This is a genomic window from Metabacillus lacus (genome assembly GCF_009674805.1).
Taxonomy (GTDB): Bacteria; Bacillota; Bacilli; order Bacillales; family Bacillaceae; genus Metabacillus_C; species Metabacillus_C lacus.
This window is the reverse complement of sequence record NZ_WKKI01000050.1, coordinates 1-23,072: the sequence shown is the minus strand read 5'-3', so window position 1 is coordinate 23,072 and position 23,072 is coordinate 1. Positions and strand designations below refer to the sequence as shown.

The window sequence follows — 23,072 nt, the reverse complement described above, 5'->3', positions numbered from 1 at the left end:
GGTGTAACCTAAGATAATCACGAAACAATAATTTTTCAATCCACTCACTGCTATTAAATTCACAGACATGAAGATGACAGTGCCTTGTCCCGATAACCCCTTCCTAAAAAACCTTCTATCTTTAAACTCAGGTTTAGGAACATATTCTATTACACTTAAAGGACTAACAAAGTTAGATATTTCACCTAAATTGTACACCTACAATAATGTCAATTATCGGTTTAGCTTCTAACCCCTATTAAACTAATCTAAAGAGCATGCAGTGATTGCAGGGTATTGAAACAGGGAAAACTTAAGGAGGGGGTGATGATGTGGAAGAACGCTTTATTCCGCTTGGCAAGAGTTTTTACAAGCAGCCGACCCTTCAGCTGGCAAAAGCACTTCTCGGCTGTACGCTCGTGAAAGAATCAGAAGAAGGGATCTCAGCGGGTTATATTGTGGAAACAGAAGCCTATATGGGACCTGAAGACAGAGCAGCACACAGCTATGGAAACAGAAGGACAAAAAGAACGGAAATCATGTTTGGAGAACATGGCATTGCCTATACATATGTCATACACACGCATTGTCTTGTGAATGTGGTCAGCGGCCCTTTGGAAAAACCAGAAGCAGTGCTGATTCGCGCTATAGAGCCTTTATCTGGAGTTGAGCTTATGAAGAAAAGACGGGGAATGGAGGACTTGCGTAAGCTGACGAATGGGCCGGGAAAACTGACGAAAGCAATGAATATCAATATGGGGGACTACGGCCGTGACTTTTCTCAGCCTCCATTATATATTGCGCCAGGTTATGTACCGGAAAACATCTCCTCCGGCCCGAGAATTGGGATTGATAATTCAGGAGAAGCGAAAGGATATCCTTGGAGATTTTGGGTGGCTGGAAATTCCTTTGTCTCCCGGTAAAAAGAGTTTTGCTCACTTTCAGAAGGGTAAATGAACGGTATAGCACTTTGAAAGGAGCATGCCTTATGAAAGAATATTCAGTTGTTCCCAATAAAGATGCCACAGGCTGGTATGTAAAGATGGAGGACGTGGCAGCGATCGAGCTGTACGATACTAAATCACAGGCAATCTCAGAGGCAGAGGAACTAGCAAAAGGGAAGGTTCCATGCAAGGTGACCATTTATGATGAAGATTTACATGTGGAAGATGAACGAAGATTCAACTAAAGCGAGATGACCCAAAAAGCGGAAGCTCTTTGGGTCATTTTTTGGTTTTAGGGAAGTTTTGCGAAATCTGCAATACTGTTTCCCCTTGAAAAAATACATTTTCAATACCAGCATACTGAAAGACTTGGCTTTTCATAGCCCTATTACTTCCATTCTGGGAAGAAAAGATGGAGAATCGCCCTGGTCCTTTTACCTTCCCAGTCCCGGAAACCCGTAACCCTGGCCATAGCCTGTGGAAAAAGGAGATCCAAAGCCTTGACCCGGTCCTCCAGAAAAAGGCGTGCCGAATCCTGGACCTTGGCCGTAAGAATAAGGAGATCCAAACTGGCCTGAATAAGGCAGTCCGAATCCCTGCCCGTACCCCGGAGTTTGGGGACCGAATCCATAAGATTGAGGCAGACCGTAACCTGTTCCTAAACCGTATTGCTGCATGCCTGCACCGTAACCGCTGTAAGGTGAGCCTGCTCCGAAACCATATCCGCCAAAAGGACTCAGCATTTGTCGTTGATAATCATAAACCATTTTTTATACACCTGCTTCGCTGTAATAACATCCCTACAGCCTATGCAAAACTTCGTTTAGGGTGTTTGTATGAGGGTAAATAACCTAGAAGCATGATATCAACAAAAGAAAGGAGAATGACTATGGGCTTGAAAAGCAGTTTGGCAAACAATCAAAAATACTTGATCCTGTCCGGAGTAGCTTTATCCACTGTAGGTATTGCTTCCTATCTTTTAAAGGATCAACCAAAACGGGCAAAGATGAAACTGTTCGCTAAAGATGTAAAAAGCAAGATTCTGCCTTATGTTTCTAAGACGAAAAAGCTTCAAAGGGAATTTCCGGTCGCTAAAGGCGGCAACCCGGATCCTCAGGATATTGAAGATAATAAAATGGTATCGGAGGGAGCTCAGTACTCCGTTCAGTATTATAATCAAACACAGCAATAAGATGGTAGCCAGGACCCCCATCCCCCGGATGGTTCCTGGCTTTTTTTATGTCTGGGGAGAGTTTATCTATCTTCTTATCATGCAAAGATGTACTATGCTGGCGAACCAGCCGATGAGTTCCTCCAGGAGTAATTCCTTGACAGACGGGGTAAGGATGAATATGAGGTGATATAAATGGACTTTTTAAGAGACTTCTTCTTATTTGTGGGCGGATTCCTGAATGTAGGGATTACACTTTCAATTGTGGTATTGTTTTTTGTGATAAGAAGATTCAGAAAGAAGAATCAGGAGAAAAGCGGATATATGGAGGAAGAAGGACGTAAGTAAGATTGTTTATCCTTTTTGTATACGGGTAAATAAATAGTATAACCAAATCTTATAGGGAGGCGTTAATATGGACAAGTTTGATAGAAGTATCGTAGGAGTTTATGATAATGAAAGAGAAGCTATTCGTGCAGTTGAGGAGCTGAAAAGCCAAGGCTACCGTGCTGAGGACATTTCCATTATCGGAAAGAATTCTGATGAAGTAGATACAGTGACAGAAGAGACAGGCACAAAAACGGGTGAAGGTGCAGCTTCCGGAGCAGCAGCAGGCGGAGCATTAGGCGGATTAACTGGCTTGCTGGCGGGCGTTGGCGCTTTAGCAATTCCTGGTATTGGACCTATCGTAGCAGCTGGACCTCTCGCGGCAACATTAGCAGGAGCGGCGGCAGGAGCAGGCGTCGGAGGAATTGCCGGAGCTCTTATTGGACTTGGTGTTCCTGAAGAAGAAGCAGACCGTTATGATGCTTATGTAAAAGAAGGGAAAATCCTTGTTCTTGTAGGCACAGATGAAGACAGAGGCTCGGGCACTTTTGGAAATGATACAGACCGAGATCGTTCGGCAGCCGGTACTGGCGCTGCGACGTCTGGAGGCCTGGGTACGAGAGATGCTGTGCGTGGCGAGTTTCTAGGTGAAAACAATGTAACAGGAGGCTCTCTTGGTGGAGTGAATAAAGATTACTCTATTGACGAAAGAGGAACTTCCAGCTTAGTGGATGAGGACGGCATGGGTGAAGAGCGCAGAAACATTCCTCTCCGCGATGCTCAAATTGACTCATCAAGCAGTGTGAATGGAAAGTTCCATCAATAATCTGCAGCTAGGAGAAAAATGAATTAGCAAGATCTGGAGGTGTGAATGAGTAACTTCATTCACACCTCCTTTTGTTTTTAATACCTGTAATCTTCTATGCTGTTTTTTGAGAAATACTAGAGGCTGCCTTGAAAGAAAGGCATTCTTTCATGCTCACGACCATTTTGCCTCATCCTCCACCCATTTCTTGTTCTTTAAATCAAATGATTTATCATCATCGTGGAAAACAAAATATGTTGGGTAATTTACCGAAAACCCGCCTGCTTCTTCCCAGCATTGACTAAACCAATCAGTGAAAGTTTGTTGTTCTAACTCGTATATTGCCTGATCGTTTTCCTCATAAAAACGCTCAAAAAAATCATCCAGTGATTGTTCCTTTAACTGATAGTAAGTCACATCAGAAATGACATTCACACTTCCTGCAAAAATTGTTGTGTCATGCCCATCATTGAAAACTTCGTTCGCTTCTTTATCCATAGAGAACAGCTCTATAGAGATTTCAAAATTTGTTGGCTCAATAAACGCAGTGTAATCTAATAAATCTATTTCGGGAGAATAATTGAATGCCATGATACTTTTAAGGTTAGCTACTAACAGATTTGAATGTTTCTCAAGGTTGGCTTTCATAGAATCAATATAATTTTCAACTGTTAACAAAATAAAACCTCCATAATATTTTAAGGTGCAGAACGGGATAGTTCATTGTGATTCAACATGTCCATTATATTCTTGACAGACCTTTAAAACCCTCTATTTTACTGATTTCAAAAAAAGAACAGTTTTGCACCCCTTTTGAATATAGATGTAAAAAACGACTACGGGGTGAAGCATGAACAAATGGCATGAAAAGGACCTTGATTATATAGCTTTAGGAGACTCACTTACGGTTGGTACAGGTGTGCCTTTTTGGCAGCAGGGATTTGCAGAAAGGTATTTGGTTGAAAGCCGCAGGGTTCTTTGCAGGCCTGTACGCTTTTATAAGTTTGCAAAAAATGGGGCAACAGCAGGAGAGATACTGGAGATTTCAAAAAGCCCATGCGTTGAAAAAGCAATCCGGGAAGCGGATATCATTACCATTACTGCAGGAGGAAATGATCTGATCAGAGCCGCCCGCCTATTTCTGCAGACGAAAGAAATTGGCATATTGAACAAAGCTCTTAAAGAGTGTACTGTAAATATATCTGCGTTGCTGACACACATTGACGCATTGATTGCTGAATGTGAAGGGCCATATATCATTAGAATGATTAATCTGTACAATCCTTTTTCGGGCACACCGCAGGCGGACAGCGGAGTACAGAAATTCAATCAGCATATTAACAGCTTTTCTTCTTATAAAAATGTGAAAGTAGCTGATATCTATTCTGTTTTTAAAGGACGGGAAAAGGAGCTTTTGTCTGAGGATGGTATCCATCCGAACGCAAGAGGATATTCCCTTATGGAAAAAACAGTGAGCGCTTTAGGCTACAGCCCGTTAGCTTGAAAACAGGAGGACTATGTATGTGGATGGATGCTGTAGGCAGCGAACCTTTTGTGATGTTCTCTGGGGAGCATATTGCAGCAATTGTTTTCTTCGTGATGATCATTCTCACCATGTATCTTTTAAGAACAAGAGTGAAGAATTTGAGATTAAGGACCTTTGAAACAGGATTGGCCATTTCATTGATTGCGGTGGAAGCCCTATACTATTACTGGCTGATCAGTACTGGGCAGTGGACGGTGGCAAACTCACTTCCCCTGGAGCTGTGCAGCATTAGTCTTATCCTTGGGATTCTGCTCCTTTTAACCGGAAACAGAAACATTTTTGATATTGTTTTCTTTGTTGGAATAGGGGGAGCTGTTCAAGCGCTGCTTACGCCTGTTTTATTCGTCAACTTCCCGCACTTTCGGTATTTTCATTTCTTTTACACGCATATTGGAATCATATTTATTGCTTTTTATTATTTATGGATCAAGGGCTACAGGCCCACTTTCCTGGCTGTTGCAAAAACGATGCTGTTTCTCAATTTACTGCTGCCTGTTATTCTTCTCATAAATTATGCTGCAGGCGGCAACTACATGTTTTTAAGCAGAAAGCCTGAAACAGGGAGTCTGCTGGATTATCTCGGTCCCTATCCCTGGTATATCCTCACGCTGGAGCTTGCTGCATTTACTATTTTTCTGCTGTTATGGCTGATCTTCAGGGAGAGGAAAAAAGAGAGGGTATATTCGTCTTAAGGACTTTTGAGTGGAAAAATAAATAAAAATATTCCTTATTCTTCAGCTAACACTTCAAAATACACTGTTTCTGACACCATAAAGGATGGATGTCACAACGCTTGTAAAAATAGTGGTTTAAAAAAAATTTATTCGGGTAAATGAATATGTTGCATAAAGAGGAGTTTTTTGCATATAATAATTTCTAACTCTATCTAAAGTTAGGTGTTTATATGAATGATCATACTTTAGCTCCTCTACTTCTATCTCTTTACACTAAATCCGGCAGCGAAGCAGTGCTGCAGTATCAATCTTTCTTTCCCGGAAACAGGCTCGTCGGCGGCAAGTATCACTTAGGGACTCATACTGTAACTCTTTATATTGAAGTGATTAAACAGCAATGCCTTCAGCTTTTTGGCACTTTGGAACGTTTGCAGGATTATGCTCTCGTTGTTTTAGCGCACGAATTGGGTCACGCTGAGGATGATGAACTGCCCTTGCTCGCGGATCAGCTTGAAGCCGCAGCTACTCAGCTGGAAAGAGACCGGACAGCTTTGAAGATTGAGGAAAATGCATGGAGGTTCGCAAAAGAACTTCTGACAGACATTGAGCCTGCTTTTTTTGATGAAGTTGCAGAGCAGTCATTGTTTTCCTATAGAACTGCAATCAACCTGCAAACTGCATAGTCAATAGATCTGCCACAGTAGATTTCTGCTGTGGCTTTTTCATTAGTATTTTATTGAGAAAAACAACGTGTTACACTGGGAGAAAGGAATGCTGGGGAAAAGTGCCCAAATATTCTTTAGGTAAAACGTAGAGGTTACCCAAACTCTATAATAAAATGAAACAACCGATAACATGATTGACCGTACTTTTTTCACAGAAGAGTTATTAGGAGGATAGATGTGAGGAATGACAGTAGAATACAACAAGATGCCGAAGAATTCATCAGAGCAAGCTACAGCGAACTGGGCAAAACGGACACTGAACTAGAGAGCAGGCTGCTGGAAGTTAAAGCTTCTATTGAGCAAACCGGCACTTATGTACATACAAAAGAAGAACTCTCACATGGAGCAAAGATGGCGTGGCGCAACAGCAACCGCTGTATCGGCAGGCTGTTTTGGAATACGCTTACTGTAATAGACGAAAGAAATGCTGACACTGAGGATGATATGTGCAATGCTTTATTGCGGCATATTGACTACGCGACCAACGAGGGAAGAATAAGGCCCGTTATTACAATATTTGCTCCTGAAACCTCTGATCACAGCTTAAGAATATGGAACCATCAATTGATTCGTTATGCAGGATATCAAACAGAGCATGGCATGATTGGGGATCCTGCTTCCCTGAGCTTTACGAAAGCCCTCATGAACCTCGGCTGGCAGGGCGAGCAAACACATTATGATGTTCTCCCTCTTGTCATTCAAAGAAATAAAAATAAGCCGAAAATATATCCAATCCCAAAAGAAAAAGTAAAAGAGGTAAGAATTCTTCACCCTCAATATAGCTGCTTTGAAGATTTACATATAAAATGGTATGCAGTTCCAATTATTTCGGACATGAGGCTTGAAATCGGTGGAATATCCTATACGGCTGCTCCGTTTAACGGATGGTACATGGGGACGGAAATTGGTGCCAGGAATCTTGCTGATGAGAGCAGGTATCATTTTCTACCAAAGATTGCTTCTGTCCTAAATCTTGATTCTTCCAGTCTTTCTACGCTGTGGAAGGACAAAGCTCTTGTTGAATTGAATGCTGCTGTATTGTCTTCATTTAAAAAGGAAGGCGTCAGTATTGTGGACCACCACACCGCTGCTATTCAGTTCAAGCAATTTGAGGAAAAGGAAGGCAAAGCCGGAAGAGAGTTGACAGGAGACTGGTCATGGCTGATTCCGCCGGTTTCTCCGGCTGCAACACACATCTTCCATAAATCTTATAGAGACAGAATTGTTAAGCCAAATTACTTTTATCAGGATCTGCCTTATGAAAGCAGCAGCACTGCAAGCAGGTAGAGTTTTTTGCTTTGGGGGAAATGCGGGAGAGAAGGGGAAAAATGAAAAAGCTGCTGTTATTCACCGTCATGATGATCGCTGCAGGATTATTGTCGAGCTGCAATAATTCCGAAAAAATGGTACCGATTGAGGAAGAAACGTTACATTATGATAGAAATAGAGCTGCTGAAATTATCAAAGAAAAAGAAGAGCTCATTCTTCAATTAGCAATGAAGAAAACCATCTCAGGGCTGGAATACAGGGAATTTGAAAAAGCTTTTTCCGAAGAATTTGGACAGCATGCCCAGCTTTTTTTAAAGATGTTTGTAAGTGAGAATTCAGAGAACAGTAGGGCACACGATGTTTTGCCTATTGAGGAGACATTCTATCCAACCCTGTTTCATAAAGAGATTGCATTAACTGATGCGGTTGTCCATAGCAGCTACTACGAAGATGAATTCTTACATTCAACTTATTTGAGTATAAAACAGGCATACACAGGTGATGATGACATGCTGGAGAATTGGGAAAGAGAGTATATCTTCAGTCAAAATGAAGCAGGTGAATGGGAGATACATGGTTTTTCAGGTGTAATGAATTTTACAGGGGAAGAGTACAATATGCATTATCTTGAATTAAAAAGTGATGAAAGTCACATAAAAAAAGAATAGAAACCGCACAGAAGTTATCATCTGTGCGGTTTTGTTGGCTGATGAAATGCTCAAACAGCAGATGCAGGAAGTTAGTTATCAACAGATCAGGGAAACACTCATCCACTAGTTAATTTCTCTACCTGTGGATAAGATAGTTAATACCACTCGTTATCAACAGTAATTATCCACTTTATCCACAACCTGTTGATAAAGTTTTCCACAACTTTTGCCATTGCATGTTGAAAAAGTATTCACGACTAGCTTTGTATAGCATTATTCCCCTTTTACACGTTCGTCCGCTGCTGATGCACGAGCTTGCGCTTCAACGTCATCATGATCCGCTAATTCTTTTGAGAATTCTTCGTCAATTCCGTCAGGTTGAATTTTTTGGTTTTCAGGTACCTGAGGAAGCTTTGCTTTTCTGTCTTTTGCCAAGATATTTGCCTCCTTTGTTAGAAACTAAGAGAGTTCCTTGTTAGAATGCCGCCTTTTTCAAAAAACATGAAAAATGTTAGTGCCGTGACCGCTGGTTTGCTGTTTCGTTGAATGCACGGTCAGCAGCCTTGAATTCTCTCTGATAAATTACTTCCTGCGTTCTGGAGAGAGTGTTGCGAGCTTGATCTCGTCTTTTCTTTTCCGCCATGTGAGTCACTCCTTTGCAAAAAATAGAAACAGAACTATTCTCGACAAAATTGCTCACCTTCATACAAAACAAAGCACCCTGCCAAACGGCAGGATGCGATATTGTCACGCCTCTTTCAAGTGCTGCTCATCTGCAGCAGTATGGCGCATTGTATATAATGTGTAAAGATCTTTTGATATTTCAAACAGGTTATAAATATCCTCACCCTGATTAATTTCATCCAGCAGTGTCTGATGTGTTTCATTCGCGATGACCACATATGGCAGCTTTTCCGCTGCCTTTGTAGAACGGACGTTTACCTTGCGGATTCGAAGAAAGATCTTTTCAATACCAAGTTCATAAAATAGCTCGCTGAAAAAAGCATCTTTCGCCAGCTGATTATACCCTTTACCATGATAAGGCTTGCCAATCCAGGTACCCAGAAAACCTGCGTTTTCCTGAACATCAAACAGGCTGATTGTTCCAATAGGGCTGCCCCATTCATCAAGGATGGTTCGGGAGATCAATTCTCCCCTATCTTCTGCTTCCATCGTGCTTTTGGTTAAAAACATATACTCTTCTTGAGAAGCTGCTTTATGGCGCACAAAAGGGAAGACATCAGGGTGTACCATTAGTTCGAAAAGTGAAGAAACGTCTTGAAGATCACGTTTTTTAAGCACCATTATCCCTCCAAAAGAGGGCAGACGCTCACACTAAGCCCACACCCTCGAAATTTTTTAAGTTGCAAAAAATTTCGGGGTGGGAATCGAACCCACTAGAACCAGTAAACTGGTGGCGCACCATTTGCCTTCCCAACCAATAGATATCATGAAGTTTGAGTTTGTCTTCCATACGTATAATACTCGAATTTTATTTAAAATGAAACTGTTTTTTTGTAAATTTTTTTAAAGAATTCTTAGTAATTTTTGTCATGAATTTTCATCCAAAAAACGGTCCTCTGTAAAGACGATTTTTCCATCAATCATGGTGAGCTTTGGCTTTGCCAAATAATGAAAAGGGTGGTGATTCCAAAGCACAATATCAGCATCTTTTCCTGGCTCCAGACTTCCTATTTTATGCTCTAATCTTAGGTTTCTGGCAGGGTTAATCGTGATGCCTTCAAGGGCAGCCTTTTCTGAAAGACCTTCTCTGACAGCCAACGAAGCCGCAAGATTTAAATATTGAATTGGCGTGTAGGGATGATCGGTGGTGATCGATACTTCAACTCCGCTGTCAGTAAGGGACTGATAGGTTTTCCAGCTTTTATTTTTCAACTCGACTTTTGACTTTCTTGTCAAAGTAGGGCCAACGCTGACCTTCATATTTTTTCCGATAAACTCATCCGCAATCAGATGGCCTTCTGTACAATGTTCTATTCGATAGTCGAGGTTAAATTCCTCTGCAAATCTGATTGCAGAAAGAATATCATCTGCACGGTGGGCATGAATTCTGACAGGAATTTCTCTTCTGAGCGCTTTTTTAATGGAAAGGCACCTGAAATTGTCAGGCTCCAGATCTTTTTTCGCATTATAAAAAGCTTCCCGCAGCATTCCCATAATTCCCATTCGTGTGATAGAGTCTTTGTTTCCCTGACTGTGGATACGTTTTGGATTTTCGCCAAGTGCAATTTTCAGGCCGGCCGTTTCCTGGATAATCATCGAGGAGATATTTACTCCCGCTGTTTTAATGACTGACGTTGTGCCTCCAATCACATTTGCGCTCCCGGGCATAATATGCGCAGAAGTGATGCCATAAGCAATTGCATCTTTAAAAGCGGGATCCAGGGGATGGACACTGTCCAAAGCTCTGATATGGGGTGTTAGCGGTTCTATCGTTTCATTAGCATCGTTGCCGGCCCAGCCTGTTCCTTCATCATAAAGCCCGATGTGTGTGTGCACATCAATCAGGCCTGGAAATAAAAAGAGATCTTTGCAGTGGATTACTGCAGCTTCAGATGGAGCAGGGAGATTTTTTCCAATAGCGGAAATTTTCCCGTTCTCAACAAGCAAGTCAGCCCCATACTGCACGTTCCCGATAATAGGATAAATAGTTGCATTTTTAAAAATAGTTGATGCCATGAAGTTCTCCTGTTCGTATGTGATACTCCTATTTTATTATGTTTTTAAGGGAATGTTCAAGGTCTGGAAAATGAAAGCTGTAGCCATGCTCAAGCGCTTTCTTTGGAAGAACTCTCTGTCCTTTCAAAATCAGGTCGCTCATTTCGCCCATTAGAGTATTAATGGCGAAGGAAGGAGCGGGCAGCCAGTGCGGTTTTCCAGTGACCTTTGCAATGGTTTTTCCGAACTCTTTCATTTGGACAGGATTAGGTGAAGTGAAATTTACCGGCCCCTCTATGCTTTCCTCCTGTATGACAAACAAGATCAATTTGACAACGTCCTGAATGTGAATCCAAGAGAGCCACTGTTCCCCGCTCCCCACTGTTCCGCCTGCAAATAATTTGTACGGTAGAAGCATCGGTGGAAGGGCGCCGTCATGTTGATCCAGGATGATGCCAAATCTGCATAGCACCGTCCTCATTCCCGGTGCCGCTGCGTTTTTTGCTTCTTCTTCCCAAATTCTTACCGTATGAGAGAGAAAGTCCTCGTCAGCGACAGGGGAATCTTCAGTAAAGCTTTGTGTGACATCAGCCCCATAAGCTCCTACTGCACTGGCATTAATCAAAGTTGCTGGTTTGCTTTCCAGCACGCTGAGAATACGGCCTGTCTCCCGTGCTGCTTTCACTCTGCTGTCGATAATCTCTTTTTTTGCTTGTTCTGTCCAGCGGGTATTGATGGACTTTCCCGCCAAGTTGATAAAAACATCAGTGTCTTTCAACTCCGATTCAGGAGATGTACCTTCACTCATCCACTGAACATACTGTATGCCATTTGAAGAATTTTTCCTGCTTCGAGTCAAGATAAAAACTTCATGGCCTTCCTTCAAGAGTGCATCAGCCAGATGCTTTCCTATAAAGCCGGAACCTCCTGCAATTGCGATCTTCATCGTGCCACCCCTCTGCGTTTTGAATTTACTTTACCCTCTTTGGATTAAATACCATCTTTACAACTCTTTTCCCTTTACTTCCTCTCTTCAGACAGTGATAAAATATAGATACTATAAAAAAGGAAGGTACCCTTTATGGCTATCGTAACAAAAATTTCTTCCCAATTGAAAAATGAGGACAGGTTCAATGTGTATTTAGACCGCGGCAAAGGTGAGGAATATGCTTTTAGTGTTGACCAGGATGTCTTAATCAGATTTGGACTGCGAAAAGGCAAGGAACTGGACGAGCTGGATATTGCTGAAATTCAATACGGTGACGATGTGAAAAAAGCTTTTAATAAGGCGATTGAATATCTGGGATACCGGATGAGATCAGCCAAGGAAATCAGGGATTATCTGGCTAAAAAAGAAGTGGATGAATCGATTGTACATGAGGTAATCCACAGGTTGAAAGAATACAATTACGTGAATGATGGCGAATTTGCAGATGCCTTTGTCAGGTCACAATGGAAAAGCAGCGGAAAAGGCCCGGAGGTAATCAAACAGGAGCTGTATGCAAAAGGAATTCAGCAGGAACAGATCCTAACATCTCTTGAACAGTACAGCATGGAGGCACAAATAGAAGAAGCGTTAAAACATTGCAACAAGAATTTGAAAGCAGACAAGCTTATCTCATCTGTTCAGCAAAAACAAAAGCTTGAACAAATGCTGATCAGAAAAGGATTCTCCTATGATGTCATCTCCATCTGCATGGAAGAGCTGGAGATGGAGCTGGAAAAAGACGAAGACCTTGAAATGCAGGCTCTCATCACGCAGGCTGAAAAAGTAAAGCACAAATACCAGAGCGAGGATGAATACACCAACAAAATGAAAATGAAACAATTTCTGTACCGCAAAGGATTCCCGATTTCCTTAATTGACAGGTATCTCGATGATGCGGGAGAGTGAGGGAAGGAAGGTGCTTAGGTTTGTGGCGTTTTGCTGGGGTGCCGGGATTTGTCCACTTCCTTTGTCTGGTTTATACTTTATTGTAGAGGCTTTACCTAAATGGACATAAGGGGAATTTAACATGCAGAGCAAACGCTATAGCGAATTAACGCCATATGAATTAAATAACGAAATTGCGGCCCTGAAAGAGAAAGCAAGAAAAGCGGAGCAGCTGGGCATCATTAACGAATATGCTGTGTTGGAAAGAAAAATTGCGATGGCTCAATCTTATCTGCTGAATCCCGCAGACTATACTCCAGGAGAAGTTCTCGAAATAGAGGGAGCACCAGGCGATACGTTCAAAATTGACTATATGAACGGAATCTTCGCATGGGGTCACCGAACGTCAGCACCTGAAAAGGAAGTGGCGCTGCCAATTTCAATGCTTAAAAAGGACAATACGATTTAGCGTATTGTCCTTTTCAATGAGAAGATTATTGAAGTCATAAGCCATCTTGGTTAAGAGGTCAAAGAGCGACCTCCTGCCCAAACTGTCTTATGCTTGTCGCAGCCCGACACGACGTCGGACAGTCATGCGTTGCCACAGGACGTGGCGCTCTTAGCATGACTTCCTTTAAAACGGCGCCTTCCGCTTTTCTATTGTCCAGCTCCGGCAGCTAGGCCTTCGAGGTCATAAGCTGTCTTGGCCATAAGGGCAAAGAGCGCCCTTACGTCCAAGCCATCTTATGCTTGTCGCGGCTGAGCAGGCCGGTTCCGCTTTTCTACATTGTCCAGCTCCAGGCGCCAGCGGCTCGAGGTCATAAGCCAATCACCTCAAAAAGGCAAAGAACGCCTTTTAGAGATGCTCGTCTTATGCTTGTCGCCGCTAAACGGGCGCCTTCCGCTTTTCTATTGTCCAGCTCCGGCAGCTAGGCCCTCGAGGTCATAAGCCAATCTGGCCTGAAGGTTAAAGAACAACCTTCATTCCAGCTTGGCTTATGCTTGTCTGGCCTGGCAAGCTGCCTCCGCTTTTCTATTGTCCAGCTCCGGCAGCTAGGCCTTCGAGGTCATAAGCCATCTTGGTCAAGAGGTCAAAGAGCGACCTCCTGCCCAAGCTGTCTTATGCTTGTCAGGCCTTGCAAGCTGCCTCCGCTTTTCTATTGTCCAGCTTCACCGGCCAGCCGCTCGAGGTCATAAGCTGTCTTGGCCATAAGTGCAAAGAGCGCCCTCCTGCCCAAGCTGTCTTATGCTTGTCGCAGCCCGACACGACGTCGGACAGTCATGCGTTGCCACAGGACGTGGCGCTCTTAGCATGACTTCCTTTAAAACGGCGCCTTCCGCTTTTCTACATTGTCCAGCTCCAGGCGCCAGCGGCTCGAGGTCATAAGCCAATCACCTCAAAAAGGCAAAGAACGCCTTTTAGAGATGCTCGTCTTATGCTTGTCGCCGCTAAACGGGCGCCTTCCGCTTTTCTATTAATCCTCCATAGTTTGCGGGACTTGCCTTTGGCCCGAGGCTCTCATTCGCTCTTGAGGACGCGTGTTGGTTGTTCCGTCCGCTCTTTTGGAGGCAAATTCTGCTTTTGCCCTTGGATAGAAGTCATTGTCTTTGTTATGCTTGTAGCCTGATTCCGGCATTGTAAAACCTCCATTTCCAGGGATACGCAAGAGAGCGCACACTTAGTATGATTTGTTTTAGAGAAAACTATCGGCGGGAATTATATGTGAGAGGTGATAATTTTGGAAACATATTTTGAACGGTTAACCAATATGCTTCTTGAGAAAAATGAACAGCTATCCTATGCACAGGCACGTACCTGGGTTGAGCTTTTGTGGGAAGATTTTGAAGCAACTTATGCAAAAGCAGGGCGTGAGTACAAAGGAAAGGAAATGACCGAGCAGGTTGTAGTCAGGTATATTCAGAATCATGGTGACAGGCTCCATGAATTTGTTGCCACAAACCCTAAGTACAAGGATCTTTTAAATAGAAATGACTATCTCAAGCATTAAAAGGTACTGCATGGAGGCTTGATTCATTGGGTACAAGTTATATAAGCGGAAGTTTTCCGCTTAACTGTAAATTCCGCCTTTTTTTTTTGGAGATATTAGGGTAGGATTTCCGGTTATCGTCTTAAAAAGCCTCTTTTTTAAGCTTTTTGAACCTCTTAGTCGGAATTCTTCCGTTTATTCCCGGCTTTTATTAGTGGAATTTTTAAATAAGCGGAATTCCTCCGGCTACGGCTGGCCGGCTGCTTGGGTGATAAAGGTAGTCAGAAGGTTAAATGAATGGTACAGGCTAAATAAGCGGATGATTTCCGCTTAACTGTAATTCCCGCCTTTTTTTAGGCGATATAAGGGTAGGATTTCCGATTATCGTCTTAAAAAGGCTCTTTTTTAAGCTTTTTGAACCTCTTAGTCGGAATTCTTCCGTTTATTACCGTCTTTTTTTAATGAAATTTTTAAATAAGCGGAATTGCTCCGGCTATGGTTGGCCGGCTGCTTGGGTGCCAAAGGTAATCAGAAGGTCAAATGAATGGTACGGGCTAAATAAGCGGAAGATTTCCGCTTAACTGTAATTCCCGCCTTCTTTTGGGCGGTATCAAACTATTCAAAATCTCCAAATACCAGACCATCAACAATAGCAGTCCAAGCCTGGACTGCCATCCTATATAAAGCTATATACTCTCTTATGTTTGATCCGGCAGCAGTTCGAGTTTTCTTCTAAGTTTTTCCTCGCTGAAAATCCATCCTGTATAGGAACTGACTATGTTAAAATTGAGGTCTAGCTGAACAATGGCGACAAAGGGATAATATTCTTTGCTCCTATAGCGAAGGTCAATAAAGCGAACTTCAATGTGATCGTTGTATTCAATCACTTCCCATTTATAAACAGGCGAAAATGATAGGAATGCAGAGATGTTTTCATCCTGCTTTGCCGCATTCATGATTGAATTGTCAGGCAGCTCTATTCGCTTGAACTTATCCAGCACCAGCAGTTTGCCATTGATCATTTTGGCAACATAGAAGTATTCACTTGCTACGATGGCAAGGTGCCAGCTGCGAAATCTATAAGATGGTGAAATAATAATTTTTTCAACATGCCGAATTTTTTCATGAACATGTTTGAAAATTGCTTGTTTCATGGCAAATCTAAGCAGATAGTATCCGACCAGGATTACATAGACGGATAGAAATGAGATTCCTGCTGAAACACCCATGTACCATGCCATAATACCAGCTATGTGGATGAAAAAAATGAAAGGGTCAAAGGTATTAATCACGCCGAGAGCGACCCATTTCTTTGAGAACGGCCTGAGCGCCTGAGTACCGTACGCGTTGAAAATATCAACAAACACATGCAGAAAAACGGCTGCAAATACCCAAAGTGACAAGTGAAGCAGGTTGGCTTCGGGAATGAAAATAGTCAGCATTCCAGTAATTAAAGCAGTCCACAAAAGGATTGCAGGAATTGAATGGGTAATGCCGCGGTGGTTTCTTATATACTTTGCATTATTTCTTAACTTAAGAACGGTATCAATGTCAGGTGCTTGAGACCCGATAATTGCACCAATCATGACGGCTTGGGCAGTAGGAGAGTCAACCCCTACAGCTGGATCAAGGGTTGCAAGGCCGCCGAGTGCAATTCCCATTACCAGATGAGTTCCAGTATCCAATGACTCAACCTCCTTACAACGGTGTAAATCATTATGCTTATCTTTCGTTTTCCCCTTTTTCACAAAATCATAACATTGGAATTGGAGGCAGCAGTCACGTGTCGCAAATAGAACAATATCTACATGGCTTTCAGGAAAAAGCCTTTCAAACCGACTTAATTACATGGTATGAGCTGCAAAAGAGAGACTTGCCATGGAGAAAGGATCAGGACCCATACAAGATTTGGGTATCTGAAATTATGCTTCAGCAAACAAGGGTTGAAACAGTCATTCCTTACTTTTTAAATTTTATCGAAAAATTTCCCTCTATCCAAGCTCTTGCTGAGGCTGACGAAGAAGAAGTGTTAAAAGCATGGGAAGGATTGGGGTATTATTCCCGGGTCAGAAATCTTCAGTCGGCTGTCAAAGAGGTGCATGAACAATATCAGGGAATCGTACCGAATGATCCAAAGGAAATCGGAAAGCTAAAGGGAGTCGGCCCTTATACAAAGGGAGCAATTCTCAGCATTGCCTACGGCATTCCGGAGCCAGCTGTTGATGGAAACGTCATGAGGGTGCTGTCCCGTGTACTGGGAATTTATGATGATATCGCAAAGCCCTCCACAAGAAAAATATTTGAAGAGGCTGTTTATAAATTGATTTCCCCTGATAAGCCTTCAGAATTTAATCAGGGTTTGATGGAACTTGGGGCCACCGTTTGCACCCCAACTTCTCCTGCTTGCTTAATCTGTCCTGTAAACGAACATTGCACTGCTTATGAAGAAGGCCTTCAAAAAGAACTGCCTGTGAAAAGCAAAAAGAAAAAAGCCAGGGCAGTGGAAATGGGTGCAGCCATTTTTACAGATGAGCAGGGATATTTTTATATCAACAAGAGAAGTGAGAATGGTTTGCTTGCGAATTTATGGGAGTTTCCGAATGTGGAGCTGAACCGGGAGGACGAGGCCACCTACAGAGAACAGATTGTTGCATATTTAGAAGAAAATCATGGTGCTAAAGCGGCCATTGGACCTTTGGCTGGCACCATTCAGCATATATTTACTCATTTAATTTGGAACATTTCTGTCTACACCGGATCAGCAGACAGCAGGGAAATGGCTCATTCAGATCTCATGAGAGTTTCTCCGGCAGAGCTTGAAGCATATGCATTTCCCGTCTCCCACCAGAAAATTTTAAAGCTTTATGGGGAACAAAGAAGCTAGCAGATCAATCATAGCTAACTTCCGTACCGTGCGTATAATCAGCTTCATTGCGATGAAGTCCGCCTCTTGTTTGAATTTCTTCAATAATTTCTCGATGAATGGTCTGGCCTTCCACATTCAGATAAGGCATAATTTGCTGAAAAGAATGATGAAAATGGGCAAGCTCACTGTTTTTCCAGTCTTTCTTGGACATCATGCCCAGCTCGGACATATCTCTTCCTACATACATTGATATACCTCCTTAACGTCTTTACAGATAGTGTTTGAAGGGCAGCGAGGAACTATTCAGATCTGCAAAAAATTGGATAAAAAATTTTTTTTGGACAGCTGGATAGTTTCAAAACCTGTAGGAAAAGATAAGTTTCGTGGAGGTGATAAACGATGGCAAACAACAAATTCGGTCAACAAACTTCTACTGGTACTAACGTACAAGAAGTAAGACAACAAAACAGCCAAGCTGCTCAAGGTCAAGGTCAATTCGGAAGCGAATTCGCTAGCGAAACTGACGTACAGCACGTAAAACAAGCTAACCGTCAAGCAGAAGCTAACAAACAACAAAATTCTTAATACGTATCACCAACACGAGGCGCTTTCCTTTACGGAAGGCGCCTTTCTCATTGTGAGCCATTACCCGGCGTCCGTCTTTGCGGAACAGGCAGGACTTCGGCAGGCAGAATGCTCAACGGTGAGTAAACAAAGCTCTGATTGTCAGAAAGTAAGTGTATGTTTTTAAAGAGGGTTTGATGATTTCACACGACATCAAGCTTCGTCCGCCAATCCAGATTCGAGATCGGGCTGCCCCTGTAAGCGATCATTTTAATAAGGTTCAATTTATGCATCAGCATGGTTGCTTTTAAATGTTCCTCATCTGGACAGCTGAATTGGAAGCCTGATGTATGGGCAATGATGTACTCCTCCCAGCTCGAATAGGATTGCTGAGCAAGGTTGGCAGCCGCAAGTTCGTATGCAATCCGTTCTTTTCTTGAAATATATCTAAAGATAGAAGCTGCATGCGCCGTCAGAATGACGGTGGAATAATCATAGGCGGCTATGCCTGCAGCAGGAAGCCTGTTCAAATAATAGCGTACGATGCTGTTCTTATAGATCACCCGGGGATCTGTGTGATTAGCTGTATACTGGTCTTTTTCTCCTTCTGACATAAAGACGTACATATTACTAAATAGGTTGTATTCCGCTCTTAGGCCTGTATGGAGCATCAAGTCAATACTTTCTTTTGCAGTGGCTTTATCGACTATATTAAAATTGGCCAGCAGCATCTTGGAATAATTCCGGTTCACATCTATGCGGTTGACAGCTTGATGGTAGTCATTTCGCATTACCAGGGTGAAAAACTCCAATGTTTTTATATATTTTCGGGCTTGTTTTTGTTCTCGGCTTTGCCACACATTAATTCCCCCTTTTTTAACGGAATGGACGCAGGATTCTGAACCAGTACCTGACAATTAAAAATAAAAAGAAAAGGCTCATAGCGAGATAGCCAAAGGTACTGAAAATCGTTGAGTAAGATAAGGAAAATCCTCTGTAGAAAAGGCCCAAAATTGACTTTCCAATCAGTTCTAATACTCCCATATTCTGTGACTCGGCAGTGTTCCTGATTAGTTGCCAGCCCAGGTTGTGGAGGATGATAGAAAAGAAAACCCACACTCGCAGTTGGTTTATGAGGAAAGTACTGATAATAATTGCAACGGAATGATAGCCGAGCTCCTGCTTGATTTTCTTCCTTGTTCTGCCCGATACTGAAGAATCTTTGAGCAGCTGCTTATTGATTTTAGCCAGAAAGATAATAGCTTCAGCATCGTGCGGCGCCAGGGCTTGGAGATTCTGAAATTGAACCCGGGCGTCTTGCAGCCGCCCCTTTCCATAAAGTGCTTTTCCATAGTAATTGAGCGTATCCGGATGCTTCGGCTGTAACTCAAGAATTTCCCCACATAGCGCTAAGGCTTCATCGTATTTCTTTCCCTCAACTAAGAAACGGGCAAGGAGGACTTTTGATTGTATATCATCAGGACGTAACAAGGCTGCCGTCCTGACAGCCGTTATTCCTTCATTCAAACGGCCGTTTCGGGAAAAAATTCTTCCTTGGACTACGAGCAGGTCTGGGTCTTTTGAAAAAATACCGGCAGCCCGGAATGCTTCTATTTCTGCAGTTTCCCAATCATCCAGCATGACGGCGCGGACGGCAGCCTCCCTGGCAGACAGGAAACTGTCCCTGTCGATACCTTGTGCCCCCGCCACAAAGTCAAAGGAAAGGGCAGGAAAATGCAAGAGTCTCCCTTCAAAAGATTGTAGAAGTTCCTCAGAGGAGGAATAGTGGCGCTTGTCATTATTTACCCATCCAAAATGGTCTTCCAAGAGGAGAAAAATACGTTTTGGAACTAAAGGATTTTCTTCAATAAAGTCGAAGAGGGCCTCGCTTGCGGCAGACTTCAGATCCATGTTCCAAAGGGCATCATCATTCAGCAAGTCCAGCCAGCTTTCCTCCTTGATCCTGGCGTGGAAATCATCGTAAAGGGTTTGAGTTCGTTGAAGAAGTTTATCAACTGCCACCCAGGAATCGACTTCAGGTGCCGCATGGTCATGCAGATTAAGCAAGGAAGGAGTATAGATACTGGTGTCCATACTGTCCAAGTCCTCAAGGTGTTCTTCAAAATAGAGGTCAGCCTCGGAACTTTCAGGCTGAGTATTGTTAACAATCCTTTCATACTCGGCACTTTTAGGTTGAGTTTCGATGACAGCACTTTCAGCCTCAGCACTTTCAAGCTCAGTATCAATAAAAAACCTTTCATCTTCTGCACTTTCAGCCTCAGCACTTTCAAGCTCAGTATCAATAAAAAACCTTTCATCTTCTGCACTTTCAGCCTCAGCACTTTCAAGCCGAGTATCAATAAAAAACCTTTCATCTTCTGCACTTTCAGCCTCAGCACTTTCAAGCTCAGTATCAATAGAAAACCCTTCATCTTCTGCACTTTCAGGCTGAGCAACAAGAACCCTTTCCTCCTGGGCTTCATAGAGGTTATTTTCCTCCGCAGCCACTGCTAAGACAGGCTGCTTTTGCTTCCTTTTTGTTTCTTTTGACAAAAAGTCGTAGGCTTCCCGCAGCTGTTGATAGCCTGCAGGGTCATCCTCGGGATGGTAAAGCTTCAATCTTTTCGAATAGGCTTTCTTGATGGCAGAAAGATCATCTGTTGGCTCAATCCCTAATATCCTCCAATGATGATTCATTCCAATTCAATCCACCCTTCGAATTGATCCAGCGCCTCTTTAAAAGAGACAGCTGCACTCTTTATTTTCTGCTCATCCTGAGTGGAAAGGATCTGTTCGAACTTATCCATCGTGCTGGCAATGATTTGGCGGAGTTCACCGAGCGCTTCTTCATATAGACGCTCTCCACGGGCCAGAAGCAGGCGGTTTTCAGTCCGCTCCCTCGGATGTATTTTGAGTCCCTTCAGCTGTTTCATCCGTTCTGCCATTTCCTCTTTGGTCATGCTGCCCTCATTCTGCTCAATCAGCATTTGTTTCTTTTCACCAGTGCTTACCACCGTCGTTTCCACTTCAAGAAGGCCGTTGACATCATATGTATAGCGAACATCCACGCATATCTCACCAGCTGGAGCAGGAGGTATGTGCAATTCCATTTCACCAAGTTTCAAATTGTTGTCAACATGCCTGCTTTCTCCCTGGTAAATGCCGATACTGAGCAGTTTCTGCTGATCATGAAGAGTGTACAAGCGCTCGACACGGCTTACCGGGATGGGGGTGTTCCGCTCGATAATCGGCATAAAGTATCCACCGGTGTAATGGTCATGATCGATCTTAATGGCAACATCCGTGCCCAATGTGTATGGGCAGACATCTGTCAAAATCAGCTCTTGGACAGCCTCGTTGCGCTCCTTCAGCGCCACTTGTACAGCGGTACCAAGAGCGACCGCCTCATCAGGGTGGATGGATAGAAACGGAAGGCGGCCGAACATTTTGGTAACTGCTGTTTTAATAATTGGCATCCTTGTTGCTCCGCCAATCAAGATGATGGCGTCGATATCGTCCGTCCGAAGTTCGGCATCTCGAAGCGCACGCTGAATCGGGTTGCGAATCCGAAGCATAAGCGGCTGTGCAAGTTTGTCAAAAAGGCTGCGATTGACTTCCATTTTATGAGTAAAGCCTTGTACCTGCAGCACCATCCTGTAGTTCTGATGATTTTCGGCAAGGTGTCTCTTACATTTTTCCGCCTGCTTGAAAAGCATCGATAGAGCATGGGCGTCGAGTTCTGCAGGATCAATTTTTACAGTATGGATAAAATGGTTCATTAAAAGTTCCGTAAAGTCTTCTCCACCAAGGAAGTTGTCACCTGTGATCGACTTTACCTCCATAACCTCTTCAAAAAGCTCGAGAATTGAGACATCGAACGTACCTCCGCCAAGGTCAAAGACGAGGAATTTTGTATCACTGCCTTTTTGATGAAAACCATAGGCAATGGCTGCAGCGGTCGGCTCGCTGATGAGGCGGGTGACGGTTAGGCCGGCAAGTTCCGCTGCCCGTTTGGTCGCTTTCCTCTGCTGATCGTTAAAATAAGCGGGAACGCTGATAACAGCATCAGTGATTGTTTCACCCAGAAAAGATTCCGCATCAATTTTCAAAGATTGCAAGACGAAGGATGAAAGTTCTTCAGGTGTTAAATTGTAAGAACCAAGCTTGTAGACTTTATTCGTTCCCATGTGGCGCTTGAATGTCGAAGCAGTGTGGTGCGGGTGGGTAATGAGCCGTTCTTTAGCCACCTCGCCTATCAAAATTTCACCGTTGTCATCCACGCTGACAATGGACGGTGTCAAATGGCTGCCAAGTACATTGGGAATTATCCTCGGGCCATCTTCTGTCCAATAAGCAGCCAGGCTGTTAGAAGTTCCAAGATCTATGCCGATTGTTGTCATATTTCTTACTCCTTTACTATTTGTGGTAAAATTCTACAAATATAGGAAAATATGATTCTAGCTTACTGTATACAGCATGTTTTAGCAAAAAAAAACACCTGTTGAATACCAGTTAATGATGGATTTCGTGTCGAAAAGATGTTCAGCCGCAGCCGGGTGGAAACAGAGGGTGTTTTTTTCGCAAAATGATTACTAAGCGGAAATCTTCCGCTTAACTAGCGGCCAGTAATCAGTTCAAACCTTGGAAACCTTTGACAAGCAAACAGCGGGCCGGCAATAGACGTAGGAATTCCGCTTATGTGAAAAATCCATCTAAAAAAGCTTGAAATAAAAGGAGGAATTACGTCTATGGGCTATAAAGAGCTTGATTCTAATGACTTTTAAGACAATAACCGGAAATCCTACCCTTAAATCGCCCAAAAAAAGGTCAAAATGCTAGTTAAGCGGAAATCTTCCGCTTATTTAGCCTGTTGTCGCATTCATTACATCCCGGATACCGGTTACACCCTAAACAGCGGGCCGGCAATAGACGGAGGAATCAAACATGACCTACTGGTCACCGCCAGGAATGAAAATTGGTTTGATTCTTGTGCCACAAAAGAATTATATTTG

General features: G+C 43.1%; 29 protein-coding genes. 15 read left to right on the top strand and 14 right to left on the bottom strand.

The genetic code is table 11. The annotated features are described in order from the left end of the window. The coding region (locus GJU40_RS21590) for a GrpB family protein (protein WP_425481240.1) at positions 1-94 on the bottom strand (94 nt) is incomplete at its 3' end. 217 nt (positions 95-311) lie between these two features. Between GJU40_RS21590 and GJU40_RS17590 the strand changes: the two genes are divergently transcribed. After that, positions 312-902 carry a DNA-3-methyladenine glycosylase gene (locus GJU40_RS17590; protein WP_343031603.1) on the top strand — a complete coding sequence of 197 codons (591 nt, stop codon included), beginning with the start codon at positions 312-314 and terminating at the stop codon, positions 900-902. A gap of 65 nt (positions 903-967) precedes the next feature. Then, the gene (locus GJU40_RS17585; protein WP_154309372.1) at positions 968-1,168 is read left to right on the top strand and encodes a DUF2188 domain-containing protein; all 201 of its coding nucleotides are present in this window, start codon (positions 968-970) and stop codon (positions 1,166-1,168) included. Positions 1,169-1,357: 189 nt separating this feature from the next. Here GJU40_RS17585 and GJU40_RS17580 read toward each other — a convergent pair whose 3' ends face one another. Beyond that, entirely contained in the window at positions 1,358-1,690 is a 333-nt protein-coding gene (locus tag GJU40_RS17580; protein WP_246188415.1) for a hypothetical protein, read from the bottom strand. Positions 1,691-1,812: 122 nt separating this feature from the next. Between GJU40_RS17580 and GJU40_RS17575 the strand changes: the two genes are divergently transcribed. From GJU40_RS17575 to GJU40_RS17565, 3 genes are all read left to right on the top strand, one after another. Further along, positions 1,813-2,115, top strand: a complete 303-nt coding sequence (locus GJU40_RS17575; protein ID WP_154309371.1) for a hypothetical protein — start codon at positions 1,813-1,815, stop codon at positions 2,113-2,115. Positions 2,116-2,289: 174 nt separating this feature from the next. Next, a complete protein-coding gene (locus tag GJU40_RS17570) occupies positions 2,290-2,442 on the top strand; it encodes a hypothetical protein (protein ID WP_154309370.1) in 153 nt (50 codons plus the stop codon). A 67-nt stretch (positions 2,443-2,509) separates the two neighbouring features. Further along, a complete protein-coding gene (locus GJU40_RS17565; protein ID WP_154309369.1) occupies positions 2,510-3,247 on the top strand; it encodes a general stress protein in 738 nt (245 codons plus the stop codon). Between the two features lie 153 nt (positions 3,248-3,400). Here GJU40_RS17565 and GJU40_RS17560 read toward each other — a convergent pair whose 3' ends face one another. Beyond that, the gene (locus GJU40_RS17560) at positions 3,401-3,904 is read right to left on the bottom strand and encodes a hypothetical protein (RefSeq protein WP_154309368.1); all 504 of its coding nucleotides are present in this window, start codon (positions 3,902-3,904) and stop codon (positions 3,401-3,403) included. A gap of 172 nt (positions 3,905-4,076) precedes the next feature. Between GJU40_RS17560 and GJU40_RS17555 the strand changes: the two genes are divergently transcribed. The 5 genes from GJU40_RS17555 to GJU40_RS17535 all read left to right on the top strand — a co-directional run bounded on the left by GJU40_RS17555 (position 4,077) and on the right by GJU40_RS17535 (position 8,108). Then, entirely contained in the window at positions 4,077-4,730 is a 654-nt protein-coding gene (locus tag GJU40_RS17555; protein ID WP_154309367.1) for a GDSL-type esterase/lipase family protein, read from the top strand. Between the two features lie 17 nt (positions 4,731-4,747). Continuing rightward, entirely contained in the window at positions 4,748-5,464 is a 717-nt protein-coding gene (locus GJU40_RS17550; RefSeq protein ID WP_246188414.1) for a YwaF family protein, read from the top strand. A 212-nt stretch (positions 5,465-5,676) separates the two neighbouring features. Continuing rightward, the gene (locus GJU40_RS17545; protein WP_154309366.1) at positions 5,677-6,129 is read left to right on the top strand and encodes a hypothetical protein; all 453 of its coding nucleotides are present in this window, start codon (positions 5,677-5,679) and stop codon (positions 6,127-6,129) included. Positions 6,130-6,348: 219 nt separating this feature from the next. Then, complete coding sequence (locus GJU40_RS17540; protein ID WP_343031602.1) at positions 6,349-7,458, top strand: nitric oxide synthase oxygenase; 1,110 nt, start codon at positions 6,349-6,351, stop codon at positions 7,456-7,458. A 41-nt stretch (positions 7,459-7,499) separates the two neighbouring features. Next, positions 7,500-8,108, top strand: a complete 609-nt coding sequence (locus GJU40_RS17535; protein WP_154309365.1) for a hypothetical protein — start codon at positions 7,500-7,502, stop codon at positions 8,106-8,108. Positions 8,109-8,363: 255 nt separating this feature from the next. Here the strand turns inward: GJU40_RS17535 and GJU40_RS17530 are convergent, their stop codons facing one another. From GJU40_RS17530 to GJU40_RS17510, 5 genes are all read right to left on the bottom strand, one after another. Next, on the bottom strand, positions 8,364-8,525 hold the full coding sequence (locus tag GJU40_RS17530; RefSeq protein WP_154309364.1) for a YfhD family protein: 162 nt from the start codon (positions 8,523-8,525) through the stop codon (positions 8,364-8,366). 76 nt (positions 8,526-8,601) lie between these two features. Then, complete coding sequence (locus GJU40_RS17525) at positions 8,602-8,733, bottom strand: YfhE family protein (protein WP_154309363.1); 132 nt, start codon at positions 8,731-8,733, stop codon at positions 8,602-8,604. 104 nt (positions 8,734-8,837) lie between these two features. Beyond that, the gene (locus GJU40_RS17520) at positions 8,838-9,392 is read right to left on the bottom strand and encodes a GNAT family N-acetyltransferase (RefSeq protein ID WP_343031605.1); all 555 of its coding nucleotides are present in this window, start codon (positions 9,390-9,392) and stop codon (positions 8,838-8,840) included. Positions 9,393-9,641: 249 nt separating this feature from the next. After that, a complete protein-coding gene (locus GJU40_RS17515) occupies positions 9,642-10,790 on the bottom strand; it encodes an amidohydrolase (RefSeq protein WP_154309361.1) in 1,149 nt (382 codons plus the stop codon). Between the two features lie 28 nt (positions 10,791-10,818). Continuing rightward, a complete protein-coding gene (locus GJU40_RS17510) occupies positions 10,819-11,715 on the bottom strand; it encodes a TIGR01777 family oxidoreductase (protein WP_154309360.1) in 897 nt (298 codons plus the stop codon). Between the two features lie 135 nt (positions 11,716-11,850). Here GJU40_RS17510 and recX point away from each other — a divergent pair, with 135 nt between their 5' ends. Further along, entirely contained in the window at positions 11,851-12,663 is an 813-nt protein-coding gene (gene recX, locus GJU40_RS17505) for a recombination regulator RecX (protein WP_154309359.1), read from the top strand. 121 nt (positions 12,664-12,784) lie between these two features. Continuing rightward, a complete protein-coding gene (locus GJU40_RS17500; RefSeq protein ID WP_154309358.1) occupies positions 12,785-13,111 on the top strand; it encodes a YfhH family protein in 327 nt (108 codons plus the stop codon). A gap of 1,006 nt (positions 13,112-14,117) precedes the next feature. On the opposite strand, the gene sspK is transcribed toward GJU40_RS17500, so the two are convergent. Next, positions 14,118-14,279, bottom strand: a complete 162-nt coding sequence (gene sspK / locus GJU40_RS17495; RefSeq protein WP_154309357.1) for a small, acid-soluble spore protein K — start codon at positions 14,277-14,279, stop codon at positions 14,118-14,120. A gap of 102 nt (positions 14,280-14,381) precedes the next feature. Here sspK and GJU40_RS17490 point away from each other — a divergent pair, with 102 nt between their 5' ends. Further along, a complete protein-coding gene (locus tag GJU40_RS17490; RefSeq protein ID WP_154309356.1) occupies positions 14,382-14,651 on the top strand; it encodes a YfhJ family protein in 270 nt (89 codons plus the stop codon). A gap of 677 nt (positions 14,652-15,328) precedes the next feature. Here the strand turns inward: GJU40_RS17490 and GJU40_RS17485 are convergent. Next, complete coding sequence (locus GJU40_RS17485) at positions 15,329-16,315, bottom strand: metal-dependent hydrolase (RefSeq protein WP_154309355.1); 987 nt, start codon at positions 16,313-16,315, stop codon at positions 15,329-15,331. Positions 16,316-16,413: 98 nt separating this feature from the next. Here GJU40_RS17485 and mutY point away from each other — a divergent pair, with 98 nt between their 5' ends. Then, positions 16,414-17,514 carry an A/G-specific adenine glycosylase gene (mutY, locus tag GJU40_RS17480; RefSeq protein WP_343031601.1) on the top strand — a complete coding sequence of 367 codons (1,101 nt, stop codon included), beginning with the start codon at positions 16,414-16,416 and terminating at the stop codon, positions 17,512-17,514. Between the two features lie 4 nt (positions 17,515-17,518). On the opposite strand, the gene GJU40_RS17475 is transcribed toward mutY, so the two are convergent. Then, positions 17,519-17,743, bottom strand: a complete 225-nt coding sequence (locus GJU40_RS17475) for a hypothetical protein (RefSeq protein ID WP_154309353.1) — start codon at positions 17,741-17,743, stop codon at positions 17,519-17,521. A gap of 152 nt (positions 17,744-17,895) precedes the next feature. On the opposite strand from GJU40_RS17475, the gene GJU40_RS17470 reads away from it, so the two are divergent. Further along, positions 17,896-18,081: a gamma-type small acid-soluble spore protein gene (locus tag GJU40_RS17470; protein WP_154309352.1), complete on the top strand. Its 186-nt coding sequence runs from the start codon at positions 17,896-17,898 to the stop codon at positions 18,079-18,081. 182 nt (positions 18,082-18,263) lie between these two features. Here GJU40_RS17470 and GJU40_RS17465 read toward each other — a convergent pair whose 3' ends face one another. The 3 genes from GJU40_RS17465 to GJU40_RS17455 are packed head-to-tail and all read right to left on the bottom strand — an operon-like array spanning position 18,264 to position 22,460. Further along, the gene (locus tag GJU40_RS17465; protein WP_154309351.1) at positions 18,264-18,920 is read right to left on the bottom strand and encodes a DUF1266 domain-containing protein; all 657 of its coding nucleotides are present in this window, start codon (positions 18,918-18,920) and stop codon (positions 18,264-18,266) included. Between the two features lie 16 nt (positions 18,921-18,936). After that, positions 18,937-20,757 (bottom strand): tetratricopeptide repeat protein, encoded by a 1,821-nt coding sequence (locus GJU40_RS21400; RefSeq protein WP_154309350.1) that lies wholly within the window; start codon positions 20,755-20,757, stop codon positions 18,937-18,939. Continuing rightward, positions 20,754-22,460, bottom strand: coding sequence for a molecular chaperone HscC (locus tag GJU40_RS17455; protein WP_154309349.1), 1,707 nt, complete (start codon positions 22,458-22,460; stop codon positions 20,754-20,756). The genes GJU40_RS21400 and GJU40_RS17455 overlap by 4 nt, the downstream gene beginning before the upstream one ends. Positions 22,461-23,072 lie beyond the last annotated feature (612 nt).